This window comes from Gloeomargarita sp. SRBZ-1_bins_9 (assembly GCA_039794565.1).
Classification (GTDB): domain Bacteria; phylum Cyanobacteriota; class Cyanobacteriia; order Gloeomargaritales; family Gloeomargaritaceae; genus Gloeomargarita.
The window spans coordinates 1-21091 of the sequence record JAUQVX010000015.1 but is presented as its reverse complement, the minus strand read 5'-3'; the positions used below and the strand labels follow the sequence as shown (position 1 = coordinate 21091).

Sequence of the window (21091 nt, the reverse complement as noted above, 5' to 3'; positions counted from 1 at the left end):
GATGGACCCTATCGAATGTGCCAACCCCAGTTGCTACAGTCTCAATCCGGGGACGGAACAATTCTGCCAAGTCTGCGGGGCGCCGGTCAAAAGGCTTTTCCTGTGGGTTCCCGGTGAACCGTTCCAGGAAACGGACCTCGAACGTCCCTATCGCCAGCGGTATCGCCTGCAGGGACCCAATTTGTTATTGGATAGTCAACCCGGACGCCCGCCTTTGAGTGTGGATACGGTGCCGTTAGCGGCCCAGCCCTACTTACGTTTGTTTCCCTGGCGACTGCACGTGCCCCAGGTTTATGGGGTGATACCGGTGGGGAACCAGTTGCGCTTACTGCTGGCCCATGCCCCCTTGTTGCCCAAGGAATACGGCGACCCTCTCCCTGACCAGCAGGTGGCTCAGCCGTTGGGTGCGGCCTGGACCCAGGCGACGGCATTTCGGCAATTGAATTGGCTATGGCAAATGGCCCGTTTATGGCCTGCCCTGTATTACCAGCAGGTGGCAAGTAGTCTGTTGAAGCCCCAACTGTTGCGGGTGGAAGGGCCGGTGCTGCGCCTACGGGAATTGGTGCCTGACCCTGAACCGGTCACGCTGGCCCGCCTGGGGGAGTTGCTCCAACGGTTGGTGCCCAGCGCCAGACCAGGGGTGCAAGAACCCTTGGCCCAGTGGTGTGAGGCTATGATCCAGCAGCAAATCACTGGTGCGGAAGACTGGTTACAACGTATTGAGCAAACCCTGGGGCGCTTTCGGGACCAGTGGCCTAGCCAGGTGAGTATCGTCACCCAGACCGACCCCGGCCCCACCCGCCGCCGTAATGAAGATGCCTGTTACCCCCCTCCCCACCAGTCCCACACCGATAGGGCGTCCCTGGCGGTGGTTTGCGATGGTATCGGGGGCCACGAGGGGGGAGATATGGCGGCCAACCTGGCCATCGCAGCGGTCAGCCAGCATCTGCATCCCCCTCTGCTCGCCCAACTGGATACCAAGACGGTGACGGCGGAACTGGTCAGGGCCATTTGCCAGGCCAACGACCGGCTCAACCACCTCAACAACCAGCAGCAGCGGCAAGAACGCCAGCGCATGGGGACGACGCTGACCCTGGCGTTTGTGCGGGACTACGAACTGTTTGTGGCCAATGTGGGGGACAGTCGGGCCTATTGGATCACCCCCTACGGCTGTTACCAAGTCACCACGGATGATGATGTGGCGTCGCGGGAGGTGCGGTTGGGCTATAGCCTTTATCCCCAAGCCATCCGTCAACCCGCGGCGGGGGCTTTGGTCCAGGCCCTGGGCATCAGTGCATCGAACGTTCTGCACCCTACTATCCAGCGGTTGCTGCTCGACGAGGAAGATAGCCTCCTGCTGATCTGCTCGGATGGTCTTAGCGATAACGACCTGGTGGACCAGTACTGGCCCTGGGAGTTGTTGCCGGTTTTGCGAGGGGAGCGGGATGGGGTGGCGGCGGCCCAGCGGCTGATTGACCTGGCCAACCGGCGCAACGGCCACGACAACGTGACGGTGGTGCTCTTGCATTACCAAGTGGACCCGGCCCTGATGGGGGCCAATGGCTATCCGGCGGTCGCTGCCACCCAGAGACCCCATGATCCGTCCCCGCCGCCAGCGGCACCACGAGAACCGGCAACCCAGAAACGCTGCCCCCCAACCCGTCATCGCCCGTCGGTCTGGCGGTTGGGCCTAGTGGGGGGGCTGTTGGTGTTGGCAACCGGCGCCGTCTGGTGGTGGTACGAACGTCCTGCTGTCCAGGATCGGCCGCTGGAGAACCCTGGGGCCACCGTACCGCGGTTTGCCGCTACCCCCACCGTGATCACGGCACCGGGACAGGTCAACGCCTTGGCCCTCGATCCCCAGGGGGAACATTTAGCCGTCAGCAGTGACGATGGCTACATTGCGCTCTGGTCTGTGGGGGGGGAGGGCAGGGAACGGCGTTTGCGGTCTGCCGGAAGTCCGGTGATGGGGTTGGCGTTTGTGCGACAGGGGCAACAGTTGGTCAGTGTTGACCGGAGTGGCCTGGTTCTGTGGTCTGTGCCGGATGGTCGCCAATTAGGGCCGTTGACTGTTCCTAAAGGTGTGGTTACCGCCCTGGCCACGGATGCCGTCGGCCGTTTTTTGGCCGTGGGGGACGCCAACGGTACGATTTACCTGTGGGATTTACAGCGAACCGTCCGCAGCCCCACTTTTACCCAGGACCTGCTAGCGCTAGGTAAGATTGATGCCTTGGCGGTGAGTCCCAATGGCGCCCTCGTCGCCGCCGGGAGCCAAGGTCAATCCCTGGTGGAAGTTTGGGATGTCCCCCAACGCCAACGCCGTTATACCTTCACGCGCCCGGAGCTGCGCCAGGGGATTTGGTCGTTGGCCTTTCGCCCCGATGGTCAGGTGCTGGCCGCCGGTAGCGGTGTGGACGGGCGGATTGTACTGTGGGAGATGACCCAGGGGCATGGGTTGCGCACCTTAAAGGCGCCGGGCATTGTCTATGACTTGCTGTTTAGCCCGGATGGCGCTTGGTTGATCACGGCGACGGGAACGGTGGGGGAACCAGGCATCCGGGTGTGGGACCTGGCCGATGGGTCGGTAGTGGTCACCCTGAGAGGGCATCGGGAAGCGGTGAAGCACCTGGCGATAACGACTAACGGCCGGTTGCTGGTCTCCGGCGGCGACGACAAGCAGGTTCTGCTGTGGCGGGTGCAGGAGTAGGACCGGCCTATACTAGAAAAAGGACGTCGGTTCCGGGGCCAGCATGAGTGCAACCGTTGCCACCCGCTACGAGACCATCATCGGTCTGGAGATCCACTGTCAACTTCAGACGGCCACCAAAATTTTTTGCGGCTGTAGCACGGCCTTTGGCGCTCCCCCAAATACCCAGATTTGCCCGGTTTGTTTGGGCCATCCCGGGGTTTTGCCGGTACTGAACGAACAGGTGCTGGCCTATGCGGTCAAGACGGCTTTGGCCCTGAATTGCACTATTGCCCCCTACAGCAAATTCGACCGCAAGCAGTATTTCTATCCCGATCTACCCAAGAACTACCAGATTTCCCAGTACGACCTGCCCATTGCCACCAACGGTTGGCTGGAAATTGAACTGCCGGATGACCAGGGCCGTTTTTATCGCAAGCGAGTGACGATTCAGCGACTGCACATGGAGGAGGACGCGGGCAAATTGGTGCACGCGGGGGCGGAGCGGTTGGCGGGGGCGGACTATTCCCTGGTGGACTTTAACCGGGCCGGGGTGCCCCTGTGCGAGATTGTCAGCGGGCCGGATTTGCGCTCGGGGGCTGAAGCTGCGGAGTACGCCCAGGAGTTGCGCCGGATTGTTCGCTATCTGGGGGTATGCGACGGCAATATGCAGGAGGGGTCCCTGCGCTGTGATGTGAATATCTCCGTGCGGCCGGTGGGGGAAAGCCGGTTCGGCACCAAGGTGGAAATCAAAAACCTGAACTCGTTTAGTGCTCTCCAGCGGGCGATTGACTACGAGGCGAAACGGCAAATGGCCGCCCTGGAAAAAGGCGAACCCATTATCCAGGAAACCCGCCTGTGGGATGAAGCGGGGCAACGCACCGTCAGCATGCGCAGCAAAGAGGGCGCCAGCGACTACCGCTATTTCCCGGAGCCGGACTTGCCCCCGATTCAACTGACGCCGGGACAGATCGAACGCTGGCGCCAGGAACTCCCGGAATTGCCGGCGGCTAAACGCCATCGCTACGAAGAAGAACTTCATTTGTCCGCCTATGACGCCCGGGTGTTGACCGACGAGCGGGCGATGGCCGAGTACTTTGAGGCGACGGTGGCAGCAGGAGCAGACCCCAAACTGGCAGCCAACTGGTTAACCGGCGACGTAACGGCCTGGTTGAAGGCGCAAAAGCGGGACATCCGCGACCTAGCCTGCCGTCCCTCAGAACTGGCAGAATTGATCCAATTGATCCAGGCAGGCACCATCAGCGGCAAGATTGCCAAGGACCTACTGCCGGAGTTACTGGCCCAAGGGGGGTCGCCCAAGGCCCTGGTGGAAGCCCGGGGGTTAACCCAGGTGTCGGACCCGGAACTGCTCGGCGCCTGGATTGACGAAGTGCTGGCGGCCCATCCCCAGGAAGTGGAGCAATACCGGGCGGGCAAGACGAAACTGTTTGGCTTTTTTGTGGGCAAGGTGATGCAGCGTAGCAACGGGCGGGCCGACCCCAAACGCACTAACGAATTGTTGAAGCAAAAGTTAGCCGAGTAACCCAAGGGCCGGGGAGTGACGTATGATGGAGAAGCAAGAAACCAGGCGTTGGCGACGGACTTAGGTGCCCTATGAGCGACACGCCCCGCGAGCGGCATTTGTTAATCATCCACGATGATGACGGCACCCGGGCCATTGCCCTGGAGGCAGCCACCTACTCCCTAGGGCGCGACCCGAGCAATGCCATTGTCGTGAAGTCGAAAACCGTATCCCGGCGTCATGCCATCCTGTTGCGGGTGCCCAATCCCCAGACCAAGGGCTATCGTTACCGGTTGATGGACGGGGATGCCCAGGGCAACCGCAGTGCCAATGGAACCCGGGTGAACGACCGGCAATGGACCTCGGGGGAACTGCAAGACGGGGACCGGATTAGCTTTGGGGACGTGGAGGCCCGTTATTCCATCGTTTATATGACGGACGAGGAATTCCAAAAGCACACCGAGACCATTGACTTTCGCAGTATTAAATCGGCAACGGTCAACACGGAAGAAACCCAGATGTTTTAATGGTGGGTTCCCGGCCCTACATCGCAGCACTGATCATTCCGACCGGCATTGGGGCGGCAGTGGGGGGATATGCGGGCGATGCCCTGCCGGTGGTACGCGCCCTGACCCAGGTGGTGGATTACCTCATCACCCATCCGAATGTACTGAACGGGGCGATGTTGTACTGGCCCAGCGATCGGGTCTGGTATGTGGAGGGGTACGCCCTGGATCAATTGGCCGCCGGGGTGTGGGGGCTGCAGCCGGTCCACCAACAACGCATTGGCGTGGTGATCGACGGGGGCATGGAACCGGATCTGCAACTGCGACACCAGCAAGCTGTGCAAGCGGCCCAGGCGACCTTGGGATTGCCCATTGTTGGGTGGGTGCGGACCGACCAGCCCCTGGGGGTGTCCTTGGCCAGGACAACCTCCGGCGCCACCTGGGGAACTCTAGCCCAACCGGAGAGTTTATTGCGGGCGGTGGGCGTCTTGAAGGAACGTGACCAGGTGACGGCTGTGGCGGTGGTGGCCCGCTTCCCGGACGCCGATGCCGATCTGGTGCAGGATTACCGGCAGGGACAGGGCGTGGACCCCTTGGCGGGCGCCGAGGCGGTGATCAGTCACCTGGTGGTGCAGACCTTCCAGTTGCCCTGTGCCCATGCGCCGGCCTTGCGTCCCTTGCCCCTAGACGCCACGGTCAATCCCCGGGCGGCGGCGGAGGAACTGGGCTACACCTTTTTGCCGTCGGTGCTGGTGGGGCTGAGCCGCGCTCCCGGTTACGTTTCCCAGCGAGTGATGGGCAGTGTGTGGACCGAAGCGGTGGATGCGGTGGTGGTGCCAGCCACAGCCTGTGGGGGTGCCGCTGTCATCCATTGGGCCGCCCAGGGCAAGTTGGTGATTGCTGTAACGGAAAACACCTCCCGCATGGCTGTTACTCCAGAAGCGCTCGGTATCCCCGCCGTCAAGGTTGATTCCTACCTGGAGGCTGTGGGGGTGTTGGCGGCCCACAAAGCGGGTGTGGACTGGCGCTGGTGTGGCCGGAGATATAGTCCATGACCAGCACCCCCCGTTTAACCCGCTGGGAAATTCTGGTGGCCATGGGCCTGACGGCGGCAGGCTTGTTGCTGGTAGCGCGCCTGTGGCAGTTTTTTGACCCCCTAGCCCAATTCCCCCTGCGCTGGCATGTACCGGATGTGGGGTGGGGCGTGGCGCTGGGGTTGAGCATTACCGGTTTGAGTCGGGTGATCTACCGGCTGTGGCCGAGTTACCGGGCGTGCAGCGAGGATTATATGGCCCTGGTGCTGACTCCCCTGGTCTGGCCCGACCTGCTATGGTTAGCCCTACTGCCGGCCTTGAGCGAGGAGCTACTGTTTCGTGGCGTGATCCTAGCAGCCCTCACCCCCCCCTGGCTGGCTTTACTGGTCAGCAGCACCTGTTTTGGCATCTTGCACATGGGCAGCTGGCGACAATGGCCCTACGGCCTCTGGGCCACCCTCATTGGCCTGGCCCTGGGGAGCACGGTTTTGTGGCGGGAGAATCTGCTGGTGTCCGTCGTAGCCCACGCCGTGACCAACGGACTATCGGCGGTCCTGTGGAAATGGGAACACCGGCGCTAGGTCAGGTATCGGCAAATACATCCGGGGCCAAGGTCCCTTGGGCAATCCCCTGCACCGGTCCCGTCAGGGTCACCTGCAAATCCGGCGTGAGAGCAATCTGTAGTTCTCCCCCTGGCATGTCCACCGTCACTTCGGCATCACACAAACCCAGCCGGTGGGCCACCGCTGCCGCCGCACTGCTGCTACTCCCAGACGCCAGGGTGTACCCCGCCCCCCGCTCCCAAATCTCCAACCGCAACCGCTGCCGGGACAACACCTGGACAAACTGCACATTGGTGCGTTGGGGAAAAAAGGGGTGATTTTCCAGGGCGGGGCCGTAGGTTTTTGCCAGGTCAGGATGGGTCTCCGGCACCACAATGACACAGTGGGGATTGCCAATCGTCGCCGCCGTAAACGTAAACGTCCGGTCCAGCACCGTGATGGATTCCTGAATCACCTCCCGGTCGGAGCCGGCCACAGGGATCAAGCGGCTCTGAAAGGACACCTGCCCCATCTCCACCCGGACTTGACGGCCCTGGCGCTGGACCTGCATTTCCACCCGTCCCCCCAGCGTTTGCACCTGAAAGGGCGTTTCCCCCACCTGCCCCCGGTCCCACAGGTAGCGAGCAAAAATGCGCAACCCATTGCCGCTTTTTTCCGCCTCCGAACCGTCCGGGTTGAAAATCCGCACCCCGAAATCCGCCTCGGGCGCCGGTAGCGGCCCTAGCAAAATCCCGTCTGCCCCAATTCCCAAGTGCCGGTGACACAACCGTTGAATGTGCCAAGCCGTCAGGTCCCCACCCCCCTGGTCCGGGTCCAGCACCAGATAATCATTCCCTAGGGCGTGGTATTTCCAAAACGGCACCGCCAACTAGTTCGTCTCCTCCTCATACTCCGGCTGCCGCTGCGGGATGTTGATAGGGGGTTGATAGGGTTCCGGTTCCGCCCACACATCCGCCGTCACGTCTTCATCCATAACCGGCTCCGGTTCCTCCACGGGCTCCGCATAGGCCGTTTCTACCCGGCGCTTGGGTTTGCGTACAGAACGGGGTGCCGGCGCCTCCTCCGGTTCACGCCAGGTCTCTTCCTGCCTGGTGACCCGCCGGCGCTCCGTCTCAGTCGGTGCACCACTGCCCAAGCGGTTTTCCACACTCACCGGCGTCGGTAAGTAGTTCGGGTCCCCCTCCCGTTCCCAAGGGGGTTTGCCCACGCCAATCGATTCCAGCCACCCCCGCGTCAGTTGCCGGAGTCGTTCCTCTGCCCCCTCAAACACAATCAACTTGTCCGCCCCCACGCTGACGACTTCCTCAACGGACAGCTCGTAGGTGCTGACCAAGCGGGCGGGAATCCGCGGCACCCCCAGGGCATCGATCACCAGATGGGAAATCCGCCCCTCTGCCAGGTCAAACTCAAAATCCCGCACCTTGCCCAGGAACTCCCCCGTCTCCGTAATGACTTCGATGCCCACCAGGCGGGTGTAGGGGGACAAATCCAACTCCTCCAAGACCTGGTCATCCTCCACCAGCACCACATCCCCCACCTGACGCACATGCTCCCAGCGCAGGGAAGCGGTCGGCTCGCCCGGTAAATAGTTACTCACCAGGGACTCTTTAATATCCAAGGCCACCACCTGCCAGGCGTCCACATCACACCAGACTTGGCTGACCACCCCCAGCCGTCGCCCCCGGTTGCGGGTAATCACCTGAGAATCAATCAAAGCCGAACGAAAACAAACCTGCGTTGTCGCTTTCATAGGAACGGGGTGGCTCAACCGATCCGCCAAACGCTGTTTTTCTATTTTAGCTGGATTTCCTGTTGGGCCAGCCGCTCCCGCAGTTGCCGCAGCGCATCCGCCCAACGGGGATCAGGTTCGGGAATATCCGCATCGCCGTCCACAGCCGCCGGTGACCCCACTTTGCGCCGCTGGCCGGGCCGCTGCTGGTGGCGATGAGTAGCCTCCCGCCGGGGTGTGGGACGCTCAACCCCACTACCTTTAACCGGCTTTTCCACCTTTTGTGCCGTCTCCGCTGCTGCCACCGGCGGCGTTTCCTTATCCTTTTCCTTCTCCTTGGTGCGGGGCAACGCCTTTTCCACCTTGATCACCTGGTCCCGAAAGGTCTGACCGTTAAACCGGTTGACCAGCTCATCCGCCTCCGCTTCCGTCTTGACCGTCAGGAAACCAAAACCTCGGCATTTCTGGGTCTTGCGGTTGGTCATCAACTTCAGGGACTGGATAGCGGTCACATCACGGAACACCGTCTCCAACAGTTCCTCCTTCTTGGTATCCTCGGGCAAATTCCCGACATAAATGCGCACAGTCATGGAGCACCTCCTATTGGGAAAAAGTTACAGCAGCAGTGGCCATCGAGGCCCAATCGGCAGACCAAATTGTGACAAACTTTTACGATGGATGGGTACGTTGCTGTGGGCCAAACAACTACCTTGTTTTAGGTTATCACACCTAGGCGTCCCCTGGAAAATGGTGGTCCCTGACTAATAACCACCCGCTCCCTGCTCAACTGTCACTGGACAGGGGACCCGCACCACGCCACTGCGGCATTGACCGTCGGGCCAGAGTTCCAACCACCGGAAACCCGGCAAGGCAGAGTCCACCGTAAAGGTAGCCGCCCCGGGGGCAAATTGCAAACAGGTGGAAGGGGTACTGTAGTAGGTCACCCCCCGCCGCTGCCAGGTCTGTTCTTGGTGGACATGGCCGCAAATCACCACCCGCACCTGGGGATGGGCATCCACCACCGACCAAAACACCTCAGGATTGGCCACCCGACTCCCGTCCAACCAGGGGGACCCCACCGGGAACAGGGGATGGTGCAACGCAATCAGCGTTGGGGCCGTTTGTTGCGCCAGTTCCCGGGCCAATTCCGCCATCTCCGCCCCCTGCAAGTAACCCCCCACCTCTCCCGGTACCGTGGAGTCCAGCAGCACAAAATACCAACCACCCCATGTAAAGCGCTTCTCCGGTCGCCAGCGGTCTCCCGTCACAACTGCCGCCAGGGTGTCGCGGGCGTCATGGTTACCCGCCAGCCAATAAAGAGGACAGCCCAGGGGACGGAGGGCTGCAACCAGTTGCCGGTAGGAGGCAGGACTCCCATCCTGGGACAAATCCCCGGTCAGTAGAACCAGGTCGGGCGCATAGTCCACAACCGCCGCCACCACCGCCTTCAACGTCGCCCACGTATTACAACCCAAAAGGGTCTGTTGCGGGTCGGCAAAAAGGTGGGTATCGGTCAATTGCACTACCCGCACCGGCGGCCCCACGGTTGGCTTTTAGTCGTCGTAGACCCGGCACTCGGCGGCATCCGGGTTGGCGTCACAGTACTGCTCAAAGGAGGTTTTCGGGGGTTGCGCTTGCCGCTGGTGAGCCGCTTCCGCCTGCAACTCCTCCACCGTATCGTAGGCCACCGCGCACTCCGGCGAATGAATCCCTTTCTCCTGGCAAATGGCCCGCGCCTGTTCCAGTTCCGCTTGAATTTGGGCTTGTAAATCGCTCATAACCGTCCTACCAATGAGTTGACTACCTACGTTTGTATCTCGGATACGGGCGTAGTACCTGTTTTATTGTAGTTTTTTTCAGCATTGCTCGTCAGTCGCCGGGCGATGGTCGTCAATCGGTGCAACGCCTGGGCGCTATGGTGTATCAACCTCCAGGAGGCTAAGGGTTGTTGCAGCAGGACCTGTCCCAGGCGCAGGGGATGTAATCGGCCCCGCTCGGGAAGGATGGCGCGATTCAGGTCTGGTAAAGCCTGGTCCCAGGTATCACTCACCACCCGCACCACCCCCAGCCGCGGTAGATAGGCCAGCAGACCATAGCTTTCCATATCCACCACCGCACAGCCAAAGCGTTTGCCCAGGGCCTGTTTATCCCGAGGTTGAGTCACCACCTGGGGAAGGGTCAACCCCTGCACCAAGGGCAACCCCAAGCGCTGGGTCAACCACTGGGTGACTTCCGGGTCACACTGGCTGGTGGCGCCCGTATCCCCCGCCGTACATCCCCGATAGATGACACCCGATCCTACCCCCCACTCCGGTTGCAACCCCCCCGCCAACCCCAGGAGCACCGCCGGCCGTCCCGCCAACCGGGGTTGATAGATTTCCCACCAGGCGGCCAGGTCAGCAACCCCCAAGGGCACCGGTAGGACCGACCAAGGGGAGGTCACCCCGCGCCGTACCGCCCGGTATTCCACCCCTTGCACCGCCAGTAGCACTAGGCCGGTGAGACCTGGGGGCGTTTCTGGGGCCATAGGTGGAGTAGGCTCAAGACTAGGCGGGATAGGCGGGGCATCAGGCGCGGTTGCAGCAATTCCGGGTCAAAGGCCTGCATCCGCCGGGCATTTTCCTGAAGACAGGTCTGCAAAAAGCGGCGCAGCGTCAAATCTGGGGCAAACACCAGGGCGCCGGTAGCCGTAAACCCCGCACCGCTCGTATCTGCGCCCCGCACCGCCCCCACCAAATGGCCCAGAGCCTTGCCGTAATTCCACAGGGTGTTCAGGCCCCGATACAGGAAAAATCCCCGGCCTGTACGGGCTTGCTGGTAGGCCATCCAATTGACGAAAAACACAATATGGCGGGCCTCTTCATCAATAATGGGGTCAAATAGGGTAAACAACGATTCCGGGAAAAAGCCCGACTGCTGGGCAATGCGGAAAAAACCAAAGGCGAAAAACGAATCCAAACACTCGCTGTAGCCAAAGTCAATAAAGGCCTGTTTCAAGTTGGCAGGCGGCCTATAGGGGGGATCCACCTCCACCGGAATCTGGTAGTGTTGCACCAGGCAGGCCAGCAAACGTCCATGCCGGGCTTCCTCCTCCGCCTGTAAAGCCACCGCTTCCCGCACCAGGGGGTCATCAATTTCGGCGGCAAAGGCCCGGGCCATTTCCCCCGCCCGTTTCTCCGTCGCTAGGGCCTCCTGCCAGAAGGGAATCCCCCGCAAAAACGCCAGGGTCTTTGGGTCTAAATCCGGCCAGGGGAATTGGGCTGGGTCATAGGTACGGTGTGTTTCCAATAAACTGCGACAAAACAAATCCCGATGTGCCGGACTGCCCACACGTACAGCCATTGTCTCCTCCCCACCACGAAGCCATAGACCACCATAGGTGATAGAGCGGCGCTTTGGCAAATGGAGGACACCGGCGCGGCCAGGGCGGGTGATAAAGTAAAAATCGGTCTTGGGGTACAACCATGTCCTTGATTCAGCAGTGGCAAACCCGGTTGCGCCAGGGCGAGCTCACCAGCGTGGCCCTAGTGGAAGAATATCTCCGGCGCATCGAGCAGCGGGACCCCCACATTAGGGGCTATCTCACCGTCACCGCCGATATAGCCTTGACCCAGGCCCGGGAAATGGATGCCCGTCGCGCCCGGGGGGAGGACCTGGGATGGCTCATGGGAATTCCCATCGCCCTGAAGGATAACCTGTGTACCCAAGGCATCCCGACAACTTGTGCTTCCCGTATCCTGGCGGGTTATATCCCCCCTTACAACGCCACGGTAGTGGACCGCCTGTTGCAGGCTGGGGCGGTGATGCTGGGCAAAACCAACCTGGACGAATTCGCCATGGGTAGTTCCACGGAGCATTCCGCCTATCAGGTCACCGCCAACCCCTGGGACGTGACGCGGGTGCCGGGGGGGTCGTCGGGGGGGTCAGGGGCAGTGGTGGCCGCCCAGGAATGTGTAGCCGCTTTCGGGTCCGATACGGGGGGGTCCATCCGTCTGCCCGCTTCCTTCTGCGGGGTGGTCGGTCTCAAACCCACCTACGGCCGGGTCTCCCGCTATGGCTTGGTGGCCTACGCCTCGTCCCTGGACCAAATTGGCCCCCTGGCACCCACGGTAATGGATGCGGCCATCCTGCTGGGGGTGATCGCTGGGCATGATCCGAAAGACAGCACCAGCATTCCTGCCCCTGTCCCGGACTATGTTCAGGCCTTGAGGGCCTTACCGGCGGATCGGCCCCTGGCGGGGGTCACCCTGGGGGTCATCCAGGAAACCCTAGGAGAGGGGGTGGACCCGCAAGTGCGCCAGGCTTTTGAGGCAGCAGTGGTCCAGTTGGAACAATTGGGGGCGCAGGTGGTTCCTATTTCCTGTCCCATGTTTGCCAGGGGCTTGGCCGCCTATTACATCCTGGCGCCGGCGGAGGCCTCGGCCAATCTAGCCCGTTACGACGGGGTGAAGTACGGGCTGCGGGTGGCGGCAGAGGATGTGGTAACGATGTACCAACAAACCCGAGGTCAGGGCTTTGGTTCGGAGGTCAAGCGGCGGATTATGTTGGGGACCTACACCCTGTCGCGGGGGTATTACGATGCCTATTACCTGCAGGCCCAGAAGGTGCGCACCTTGATCCGGCGGGATTTTGATCGGGCGTTTACCCAGGTGCAAGCCCTGTTGTCCCCCACGGCCCCTGTGGTGGCCTTTCCCATCGGCAGCAAGAGCCAGGACCCCCTGAGTATGTACCTGACGGATTTGATGACCATTCCGGTGAATCTGGCGGGGCTACCGGCCATCAGCGTCCCCTGTGGCTTCTCGGCGGAGGGGTTACCCATTGGGCTACAAATCATCGGACCGGTGCTGCAGGAGACCCGCCTTTTGCAGATTGCCCATGCCTACGAACAAAGCACGCCTTGGCACCGGCAGGTTCCCCCACTGGTACGGGATGGCTAAAGGTTGGACGATTGCCCTGGTCAGTGGCCTACTGGGGACCATCCTGGCGGTTGGAGTTGCCCGTTTTTTCCTCGGGCAGGAACCCCCGACGCCTTCTAATCAGCAGCAGGTTTCTCCCCCAGCACCGGCACCCACCCCCAACCCCCACGGCGGTCAAGGGCGCGGTGTTCCGGGGATAGCCGTGGCTAATGACCGGGAACAGGCGGCGATTGCCCTGATCCAAAACCTCTACCAGGCGCTGTCGGCGAAAGATTGGGCAGCAGCCACAGCAACCTATACCCCGGCGATGCAGGCCCAATTCGACCCCGCTTTTTTTGCCCAGTTCACCCAGGTAACCGTCTATGACCTGCGCCTGGTCAGCCAAACCCCGGATCGGCTGGAATTGGTTGGGCGCAACACCTACTTCTATCCCAATGGCGACACCCAGGAGGAGGAGCGCAGTTACACCGTCGTTTGGCTCGATGGCCGTCCCCGCATCAGCGATTCCCAATTTCTGCGGGTCACCAAACCCCGGCACACCGGCAGGTAAACGAGACCGAACGAAACCACCCCCGCATCAATCCTGCTGATGGGCGAACTGGTAGGCCCCGATGGCGGCCAACACACCGGCCACCCCCAGCAACACCAAAGGCGCATACCAGGGAAATTCTCCCCCTAGGGCACTGGCCCGCAAACCGATACTGGCGTAGGTCAAGGGAATTACATACACGATCAGCTTCAACAGGGGCGGCACCGTCGCCGGGTCAAAAAACGTGCCCCCCAAAAATGACATAGGCACAATCAAAAAATTGTTGTACAGCCCCACCGTCTCCAGGGAGGCCACGCTCAACCCCACAATCACCCCCAAACCGGCAAACACCAGGCTATTGAGCAACACCATCCCCAAAAACAGGGGGTGCAAAAATCCCCACCACCGGCCGGTAAAGGCAATGCTGATGAGAATAATCGCTGCCGCCGTGAGCATACCCCGCACCACCCCGGCCATCACCTTGCCCAGGTAGACCCCTAAAGGATGCACCGGTGCCAGCAACAACTCCTCAAAGGTTTTGTTAAACAAACGGTCGCCGCAGATGGAAAACGTCGTGCCCGCAAAACTGATGATCATCGAAGACAGGGCCACCATCCCCGGTAGGATAAACTCCAGGTAGGAATTCCCCAGGGGCGGCCTGGTCAGGGAACTGCCCACCCCGAACCCAAACGCCAGGATATAGATCATTGGCGATACCAATCCCGAAGCAAAAACTTGGGGTAGTCGCACCCGCAGGTCGAGCCACTCTCCCCAGAACACCGTCAGGCTATCCTGCCAGATTTGCGCCAGCATGGAGCTACTAAACAGCCGCCGCCGGTTCCAGGTCCTCCTCCGCCGTTGCCGCCGGTACCGCCTCTGGGGTCTGCCCCTCCTCCGGCAAGCCCGCCAACTTCGCTGCCTGCTTTTCGCGCCAGCGCTGGGCCATCTCCTCCGCCCGCTCAAACACCAGCGCCCGGTTGCGCACCATATCCCCCGGTTCCGGCTCCAACTGCTTGGTGGAAAGGGAAATCCGGCCCCGTTCCGCGTCCAGGTCAATAATCATGACCTTCAGCTCATCCCCCACCGCAAACACATTATGGGGCGTCTCAATATGCTCGTGGGAGATTTCGGAAATATGCAACAGGCCACTGACCCCACCAATATCAATAAACGCACCGTAGGGCTTGATGCCCCGTACCGTCCCGGTCACCACCTCCCCGATTTCCAGCTTATTCATCTGCCGTTCCACCAGGGCGCGCCGGTGACTCAGCACCAGCCGGTTGCGTTCCTCGTCCACCTCTAAAAACTTCAAGGGCAGCTCCTGCCCCATCAAATCCTCTTTGGCATGGCGCGTACTGATGTGGGACCCCGGGATAAAGCCACGCAGCCCCTCGATCCGCACCAGTGCGCCCCCCCGATTGATGGCAAACACGGTAGCCCGCACCGTCGCATCTTCCCGCTGCAACTGCCGCACCCGCTCCCAGGAGCGCATATACTCAATCCGGCGGATCGAGAGAGTCAACTGCCCCTCTTCGTTCTCATCCGACAGGATAAAAAACTCCCGCGTTTCGTCCGGGCGCAAGACTTCCTCCGGGCTATCAACCCGATTGATGGACATTTCCTGCAAGGGTAAAAAAGCCGCGGTTTTGGCCCCGATATCGATCAGCGCCCCCTTCGGCTCCAGGGCAAAAACCGTCCCCTGGACGATATCCCCGGGGCTAAACCGGTAATCGTAGCGGTCCAGCAGCGCGGCAAAGTCCTCGTGGGTAAACCCTACCCCTGTCTTTTTCTTGTTCCCCAAGCGAACGTAACCTCCTAACCCGTCGTGATAACGCGATAGAGACAGACAATCATTATATCCCAGTCTCAGCAAGCTTGCCAAACCGCCGGTTACAATAGGAGACAAGGGGAGTAGGTGTGGCGATTGCGGATGCTACGGCATCTGAGGAAAGTCCGGGCTCTCGAAAGACCAAACCGCTGGGTAACGCCCAGTACGCGTGAGCGTGAGGACAGTGCCACAGAAACATACCGCCGATGGAGGGAAACCTCACAGGCAAGGGTGCAAAGGTGTGGTAAGAGCACACCAGCAGTACCGTGAGGTGCTGGCTCGGTAAACCCCGGTTGAGAGCAAGGTGGAGGGACAAGGGTTGGTCTTTTTCCCGTCCCGTTTGCAGGAACCGCTAGAGGTGGCGGGTAACCGTCATCCCAGAGAGATAATCGCCCTCGAACAGAACCCGGCTTACGGCCTGCTCCCCAAGTTTTGGAAACGCCCCCATGAGTGAACTGATTGCCATTGCCTACGACGACCTGTACCGGGCAGAGGAGGTACGGTTGACCCTGTTGCGCAGGGAACATTTAGTGGAACTGGAGGACGCAGCAGTGGTGATCAAGGACCCAAAGGGAAATATACGGTTGAGCCAGGCCTTTAACTTAACAGGGATGGGGGCTGTCAGTGGTGGTTTTTGGGGGTTGCTCATCGGTGCCCTGTTGCTCATGCCCTGGGAGGGGGCGGCCATCGGTGCGGCGGCAGGAGCGCTCGGTGGGGCACTCACTGATATTGGCGTCCACGATAAGTTTATGCAGGAATTAGGGGAAACCCTCCGCCCCGGTACCTCTGCCCTGTTTATTCTGGTGCGGAAATTTAACCCCGACCGGTTGATAGCCGAAATTGCCCCCTATGGCGGTCGCGTCCTACGCACCTCCTTGACCAAAGACCAGGAAACCGAACTGCAGGAGGTATTGACTAACCGGGGGCTGCTTCCCCAACGTCCGTCAACCTAAACCGCCACCGGCACCTTTGGCCAACGACCCACTGCTTGACCAATCACTGCCAACTCTTCCCGCATCAGCCGGTCAAAGCGCTCCGGCGTCAGGGACTGGGGACCATCGGAGAGAGCTTTGGAAGGGTTGGGGTGAACCTCAATCATCAGGGCATCGGCCCCCGCCGCTACCGCTGCCATGGCCATCGCCGGGACGTACTCCGACTTGCCGGTGCCGTGGCTGGGGTCAATCATGATGGGCAAATGGGTCAGCCGCCGCAGGACTGGGATCGCCGCCAGGTCCAACGTGTTGCGGGTGTAGCGGTGGTCAAAGGTGCGAATTCCCCGTTCGCACAGGATCACCTTGGGGTTGCCCGCCGCCAGGATGTATTCGGCAGCCATCAGCCACTCCTCAATCGTGGCCGACATGCCCCGCTTGAGCAACACCGGCTTCTCCTGCGCCCCGATTTTCTTCAGCAGGGAAAAGTTCTGCATATTCCGGGCGCCCACCTGCAACACATCCGCCACCTGAGCCACTTTTTCAATATCGGCAGCATCCATGACCTCCGTAATCACCCCCAATCCCGAGGCCGCCCGCGCCGCCGCCAACAACTCCAGCGCACTTTCGCCATGCCCCTGGAACGCATAGGGAGACGTCCGGGGTTTATAGGCTCCCCCCCGTAACATTTGGGCGCCCGCCGCCTTCACCCGCAGCGCCGTTTCAATGATCATCTCCTCGTTCTCCACCGAGCAGGGACCGGCCACGACCACCACCGGCTGGGTTTCCCCAAAGACCACCGGGCCGTTGGGCGTTGCGACGGTAATTTCACTCGGTTGCCCGTGGCGATACTCCCGGCTGGCCCGCTTAAAGGGCTGCTCCACCCGCACCACGTCCTCGATCCAGGGGCTGAGTTCCTGAATCCGCTCCGGCTGCAGCTGCGCCGTTTCCCCCACCAGCCCAATCACCACCTTATACTGGCCCACAATTTTTTCGGGATTCAGTCCCCAGGTGCGCAGTTCGTCGCTAATCCGTTCAATTTCCTCCTCGGGGGCGCCGGGTTGCATCACGATGATCATAGGCGGGGGTCACCAACGCACTACACAGCTTTTGTATTGTAGCGAACCGGCGGAGTTAGGAAACCGAATTGTTACGTTTAGCTTTAAGATGGGCCCAGCCCTCCCGCAGCCGCCCCCAGTTGGTGCGAAATTCCTGCCAGCCTAGCCAATGGCCCACCCGGTCCGCATCCCAGGAGGCCGATAAAATCCCATAGCTTAGGCCCACCATCCCCAACCCAAACAGCCCCAGGGTCACCAGCACCACCACCGGCACCGGCACCTTGACGCCCTGTTGCAATAGCCAGTAACTGGTGGGAAAGGCCATCAGCCCCAAAGCCGTGGGGGTGCCGCAAAAAATAGCCATGCGCCGGAGCATCCGGTCGCTGACCACCTTGGGCATCCCCGGTTCCTCAATCTGTTGCCACCCCCGCTTCTTGGGCGCTGGGGTCTCCGGTTTGACCGAACGCCGGGATCTTTTGGCCATACTAGGTGCGCAGCCCCCGAATGCCTAACTTCTGTACCAGGCTCTCGTAACGGTCGCGGTGATGCTTGCGCAAGTACAGAAGCAGTTGCCGCCGCTGACCGATGAGCTTCATCAACCCCCGTTGCGACGCGTAATCCTTCTTGTGGGTGCGCAGGTGCTCACTAAGCTTTTCGATCCGGGCGCTCAACAGGGCAATCTGGACCTCCGGCGATCCCGTGTCGGTGGCGTGCACCTGGTACTCGTTAATGATCTGCTGTTTCTGCTCCTGCAACAAACTCATGGGGGTCGTGCATCAAAAGTCGCAGTAATTTACCCTAACACGTTTGCTGATGTCATGGCAAGGTCAGCCAGTCGTCGCTGGAGGACCATTGGGCTTCGACCCAGGCCTCCAGTTCAGCTATCTGGGCGGGGTCGGGTCGGATCAGGTGGGCCGAGGCCATCCCTAGCCCCAACGACAGGACCACCACCACCAGAAGCGAAGGAAACCAGCACCAGACGGGCCGAGGTTGGGGGCGGCTGAGGGCGGTCAAAATCCGGGATTCCAGGGCCGGATGGGCAGGCGGGATAGGGGGGGCATAGCGCCGGAGAAAGTCCACCAGCGGGTCTTGATTCATAGACTGACTCCTTGGGTTTGCAAATAGCGACGCAGGGCAGCCCGGGCGTGAAAGAGACGGGATTTGACCGTCCCCACCGGAATCCGCAGGATTTCACTAATTTCTTTTTGGGATAGGGCTTCCAAATCGTGCAAGACCAACACCGTGCGCTGGTCAAAACTCAAGGCCGCTAGGCCCTGGCGCACCAGTTCCTCGTAGTGTAAATCCAACAGGTCAGGGGCGGGGATGCGGTCGGGGGCGGTTTGGGTCAGGGTTTGCAGTTGGGTGCGTTGGTGGGCGCATTGCCGGCGGTAGTCCTGGGCCACGTTCAAGGTAATCCGGTACAGCCAGGTATTGAACAGGGTCGCTTGGCGCAACCGAGGTAGCCCCCGCCACACCCGCATAAAAACCTCCTGGGTCAGGTCATCCAGGGCTTCCCCGCCACACAACCGGTAGAGGGTTCCTCGCACCCGGGGGTGAAACCGGCGATATAGCCAACGAAAGCCCTCCGGGTCCCCCTGTTGGCACCGCTGCACCAGCGCCCAGTCCAGCGCACCCGGCCCCTCAGCCTGGGGATACAAAGGGTTGTGCTCAGCGGCGGTAAACATGGGGCCACCCTAGCTGGATACCTCTGGTATAGACGTTTCCGGCAGGGGACGGGTTCAGTGGGCCAAAGCAGCCTGCACCAACCCCCGGAACAGGGGATGGGCCTGACTGGGGCGCGAGGAAAACTCCGGGTGAAACTGCACGGCAATAAAAAAGGGATGGGACGGCAGCTCGATCATTTCTACCAGCCGGCCATCGGGAGAGGTGCCGCTGATGCGATAGCCACTCTCGAGAAACAAACCGCGGTAGGCGTTGTTGAACTCGTAGCGATGGCGGTGGCGCTCGTAGATCACCGTTTCCCCATACAGGCGGGCGGCCAAGCTATCGGGTTGCAACCGGCAGGGATACAGCCCTAAGCGCATGGTGCCCCCCAAATCCACCACATCTTTTTGCTCCGGCAGCAGATGAATCACCGGATGGGGGGTCGCCGGGTCAAATTCCGCACTGTGGGCGCCCGTCAAACCGGCAACATGCCTGGCCCATTCCACCACCGCGCACTGCATGCCCAGACATAGCCCCAAAAAGGGAATCCCCCGCTCCCGGGCGTAATGAATCGCCGCAATTTTCCCTTCGACCCCGCGGATGCCAAACCCGCCGGGAACCACCAACCCCTGTACCCCCTCTAAGTGATGGGCCGCCCCGTCCCGCTCCACATCCTCTGCGCTCACCCAGCGCAATTTCACCTCCGTCTCCAGATGAATCCCGGCGTGGCGCAGGGCCTCCACCACCGACAGGTAGGCGTCGTTGAGTTGCACGTATTTCCCCACCAGGGCGATTTCCACCTGGGATTGGGGGTGGTACAGCCGGTCCACTAGCATCCGCCAGGGGGCCAAATCCGGGGGCCGGTCGGGCAAGGCCAACAACCGCAACACCTGGGTCGCCAACCCCTCCTGCTCCAAAATCAAGGGCACCTCGTAGATGCTGCGGGCGTCCTGGGAGGTAATCACCCCATCCACCGGTACGTCGCAAAAGTTGGCCACCTTGGCTTTGATTTCCGGCGATAGGGGCCGCTCACAACGACAAACCAGCAAATCCGGCTGAATCCCGATCGAGCGCAATTCCTTGACCGAATGCTGGGTGGGTTTGGTTTTCATTTCCCCGGCGGCGGCAATCCAGGGCACTAGGGTGACATGCATATACACCACCCGGTCGCGGCCCACCTCATTGCGGAACTGGCGGATAGCCTCCAGAAAAGGCAGGGATTCGATGTCCCCCACCGTACCGCCGATTTCCGTAATCAGCACATCCGGCTGACTGTCGGCGACGACTCGGCGAATCCGGTCCTTGATTTCATTGGTGATGTGGGGAATGACCTGCACCGTGGCCCCGCCATAGTCCCCTCGCCGCTCCCGATTGCACACCGCCTGGTAAATCGAGCCGGTGGTCACATTGTTCAGGCGGGACACAGGGGTATCGGTGAAGCGCTCGTAGTGTCCCAGGTCCAGGTCCGTTTCCGCCCCATCGGCAGTGACAAACACCTCCCCGTGCTGAAAGGGATCCATCGTGCCGGCGTCCACGTTGATATAGGGGTCCAGCTTCAAAATGGCCACCTGGTAGCCCCGGGATTTGAGCAGGCGTCCCAAACTGGCAGCCACGATGCCCTTGCCAATGCTGGAAACAACCCCCCCTGTGACAAACACATACCGGGTCGGGGACTCGCCGTTGCTGACCACCACCGCCCAAACCCCTGTCCAAATCGTCCCCTATTATAGGTCAAGCTCCGGGGGTGATTCGTCCGCCCCAGGCCAGAGTCCTTTTTGCTGTAACCAGCGGCGGTTGAACAGACGGGATTGGTAACGCGCCCCCCCATCGCACAACACCGTGACGATCACCTGCCCAGGTCCCAACTGCCGGGCCAATTGCACCGCCGCCGCCACATTGATCCCGCTAGAGCTGCCCAGAAAAAGCCCCTCTTTGTGCAACAGGTGATAGACCATCTTCACACAGGTGAGGTCGTCAATGCGGAGGGCGTCATCCATGGGCACCTGTTCTAGGTTGGCGGTGATGCGGGAGTTGCCGATGCCCTCGGTGATGGAGCTACCTTCAGTTTTCAGTTCCCCGGTTTTGACATAGCTGTAGTAGGCACTGCCGTAGGGGTCGGCCACCAC

The 21091-nt window shown here is 61.0% G+C and carries 24 protein-coding genes and 1 other RNA gene; 9 read left to right on the top strand and 16 right to left on the bottom strand.

Translation table 11 applies throughout. The features are described 5' to 3' along the window. Position 1: 1 nt before the first annotated feature. The 5 genes from Q6L55_10870 to Q6L55_10850 all read left to right on the top strand — a co-directional run bounded on the left by Q6L55_10870 (position 2) and on the right by Q6L55_10850 (position 6329). Complete coding sequence (locus Q6L55_10870; protein ID MEN9259211.1) at positions 2–2707, top strand: protein phosphatase 2C domain-containing protein; 2706 nt, start codon at positions 2–4, stop codon at positions 2705–2707. A gap of 43 nt (positions 2708–2750) precedes the next feature. Further along, positions 2751–4229, top strand: a complete 1479-nt coding sequence (gene gatB / locus Q6L55_10865; GenBank protein MEN9259210.1) for an Asp-tRNA(Asn)/Glu-tRNA(Gln) amidotransferase subunit GatB — start codon at positions 2751–2753, stop codon at positions 4227–4229. A 71-nt stretch (positions 4230–4300) separates the two neighbouring features. Beyond that, positions 4301–4735, top strand: a complete 435-nt coding sequence (locus tag Q6L55_10860) for an FHA domain-containing protein (GenBank protein ID MEN9259209.1) — start codon at positions 4301–4303, stop codon at positions 4733–4735. Then, the gene (locus Q6L55_10855) at positions 4735–5769 is read left to right on the top strand and encodes a DUF3326 domain-containing protein (protein ID MEN9259208.1); all 1035 of its coding nucleotides are present in this window, start codon (positions 4735–4737) and stop codon (positions 5767–5769) included. Before Q6L55_10860 ends, Q6L55_10855 begins: the two co-directional genes overlap by 1 nt. Further along, on the top strand, positions 5766–6329 hold the full coding sequence (locus tag Q6L55_10850; protein MEN9259207.1) for a type II CAAX endopeptidase family protein: 564 nt from the start codon (positions 5766–5768) through the stop codon (positions 6327–6329). Before Q6L55_10855 ends, Q6L55_10850 begins: the two co-directional genes overlap by 4 nt. A 1-nt stretch (position 6330) precedes the next feature. On the opposite strand, the gene dapF is transcribed toward Q6L55_10850, so the two are convergent. The 7 genes from dapF to Q6L55_10815 form a co-directional block, all read right to left on the bottom strand. Next, positions 6331–7173 carry a diaminopimelate epimerase gene (gene dapF, locus Q6L55_10845; GenBank protein MEN9259206.1) on the bottom strand — a complete coding sequence of 281 codons (843 nt, stop codon included), beginning with the start codon at positions 7171–7173 and terminating at the stop codon, positions 6331–6333. A 6-nt stretch (positions 7174–7179) separates the two neighbouring features. Beyond that, on the bottom strand, positions 7180–8061 hold the full coding sequence (locus Q6L55_10840; protein MEN9259205.1) for a PRC-barrel domain-containing protein: 882 nt from the start codon (positions 8059–8061) through the stop codon (positions 7180–7182). A gap of 41 nt (positions 8062–8102) precedes the next feature. Further along, positions 8103–8630 carry a hypothetical protein gene (locus tag Q6L55_10835; protein ID MEN9259204.1) on the bottom strand — a complete coding sequence of 176 codons (528 nt, stop codon included), beginning with the start codon at positions 8628–8630 and terminating at the stop codon, positions 8103–8105. 171 nt (positions 8631–8801) lie between these two features. Beyond that, on the bottom strand, positions 8802–9584 hold the full coding sequence (locus tag Q6L55_10830; protein ID MEN9259203.1) for a phosphodiesterase: 783 nt from the start codon (positions 9582–9584) through the stop codon (positions 8802–8804). A gap of 9 nt (positions 9585–9593) precedes the next feature. Further along, positions 9594–9818, bottom strand: a complete 225-nt coding sequence (locus Q6L55_10825; protein ID MEN9259202.1) for a Calvin cycle protein CP12 — start codon at positions 9816–9818, stop codon at positions 9594–9596. A gap of 26 nt (positions 9819–9844) precedes the next feature. After that, positions 9845–10567 carry a hypothetical protein gene (locus Q6L55_10820; protein MEN9259201.1) on the bottom strand — a complete coding sequence of 241 codons (723 nt, stop codon included), beginning with the start codon at positions 10565–10567 and terminating at the stop codon, positions 9845–9847. Further along, entirely contained in the window at positions 10531–11382 is an 852-nt protein-coding gene (locus Q6L55_10815; GenBank protein ID MEN9259200.1) for a hypothetical protein, read from the bottom strand. Before Q6L55_10815 ends, Q6L55_10820 begins: the two co-directional genes overlap by 37 nt. A 122-nt stretch (positions 11383–11504) precedes the next feature. Between Q6L55_10815 and gatA the strand changes: the two genes are divergently transcribed. Then, positions 11505–12977: an Asp-tRNA(Asn)/Glu-tRNA(Gln) amidotransferase subunit GatA gene (gene gatA, locus Q6L55_10810; protein MEN9259199.1), complete on the top strand. Its 1473-nt coding sequence runs from the start codon at positions 11505–11507 to the stop codon at positions 12975–12977. Next, entirely contained in the window at positions 12970–13506 is a 537-nt protein-coding gene (locus tag Q6L55_10805) for a hypothetical protein (GenBank protein MEN9259198.1), read from the top strand. Before gatA ends, Q6L55_10805 begins: the two co-directional genes overlap by 8 nt. A 27-nt stretch (positions 13507–13533) precedes the next feature. Here Q6L55_10805 and Q6L55_10800 read toward each other — a convergent pair whose 3' ends face one another. Further along, complete coding sequence (locus tag Q6L55_10800; protein ID MEN9259197.1) at positions 13534–14298, bottom strand: ABC transporter permease; 765 nt, start codon at positions 14296–14298, stop codon at positions 13534–13536. Between the two features lie 7 nt (positions 14299–14305). Next, positions 14306–15286, bottom strand: coding sequence for a 30S ribosomal protein S1 (locus Q6L55_10795; protein MEN9259196.1), 981 nt, complete (start codon positions 15284–15286; stop codon positions 14306–14308). Positions 15287–15392: 106 nt separating this feature from the next. Here Q6L55_10795 and rnpB point away from each other — a divergent pair. Continuing rightward, positions 15393–15743: RNase P RNA component class A (gene rnpB / locus Q6L55_10790), an RNA gene on the top strand. 16 nt (positions 15744–15759) lie between these two features. Next, positions 15760–16266, top strand: coding sequence for a DUF1269 domain-containing protein (locus tag Q6L55_10785; GenBank protein ID MEN9259195.1), 507 nt, complete (start codon positions 15760–15762; stop codon positions 16264–16266). Here the strand turns inward: Q6L55_10785 and aroF are convergent. The 7 genes from aroF to Q6L55_10750 form a co-directional block, all read right to left on the bottom strand. Beyond that, positions 16263–17321: a 3-deoxy-7-phosphoheptulonate synthase gene (aroF, locus tag Q6L55_10780; protein MEN9259194.1), complete on the bottom strand. Its 1059-nt coding sequence runs from the start codon at positions 17319–17321 to the stop codon at positions 16263–16265. The two genes, Q6L55_10785 and aroF, sit on opposite strands and share 4 nt — an antisense overlap. A gap of 55 nt (positions 17322–17376) precedes the next feature. Next, positions 17377–17784, bottom strand: coding sequence for a PAM68 family protein (locus Q6L55_10775; protein ID MEN9259193.1), 408 nt, complete (start codon positions 17782–17784; stop codon positions 17377–17379). Between the two features lies 1 nt (position 17785). Further along, entirely contained in the window at positions 17786–18064 is a 279-nt protein-coding gene (rpsO, locus tag Q6L55_10770; protein MEN9259192.1) for a 30S ribosomal protein S15, read from the bottom strand. Between the two features lie 52 nt (positions 18065–18116). Further along, a complete protein-coding gene (locus Q6L55_10765; GenBank protein ID MEN9259191.1) occupies positions 18117–18398 on the bottom strand; it encodes a hypothetical protein in 282 nt (93 codons plus the stop codon). Continuing rightward, a complete protein-coding gene (locus Q6L55_10760) occupies positions 18395–18985 on the bottom strand; it encodes a sigma-70 family RNA polymerase sigma factor (protein ID MEN9259190.1) in 591 nt (196 codons plus the stop codon). The genes Q6L55_10765 and Q6L55_10760 overlap by 4 nt, the downstream gene beginning before the upstream one ends. Before the next feature lie 54 nt (positions 18986–19039). Continuing rightward, the gene (locus Q6L55_10755; protein ID MEN9259189.1) at positions 19040–20659 is read right to left on the bottom strand and encodes a CTP synthase; all 1620 of its coding nucleotides are present in this window, start codon (positions 20657–20659) and stop codon (positions 19040–19042) included. Positions 20660–20689: 30 nt separating this feature from the next. After that, a partial coding sequence (locus Q6L55_10750; protein MEN9259188.1) for a pyridoxal-phosphate dependent enzyme occupies positions 20690–21091 on the bottom strand: 402 nt, incomplete at its 5' end.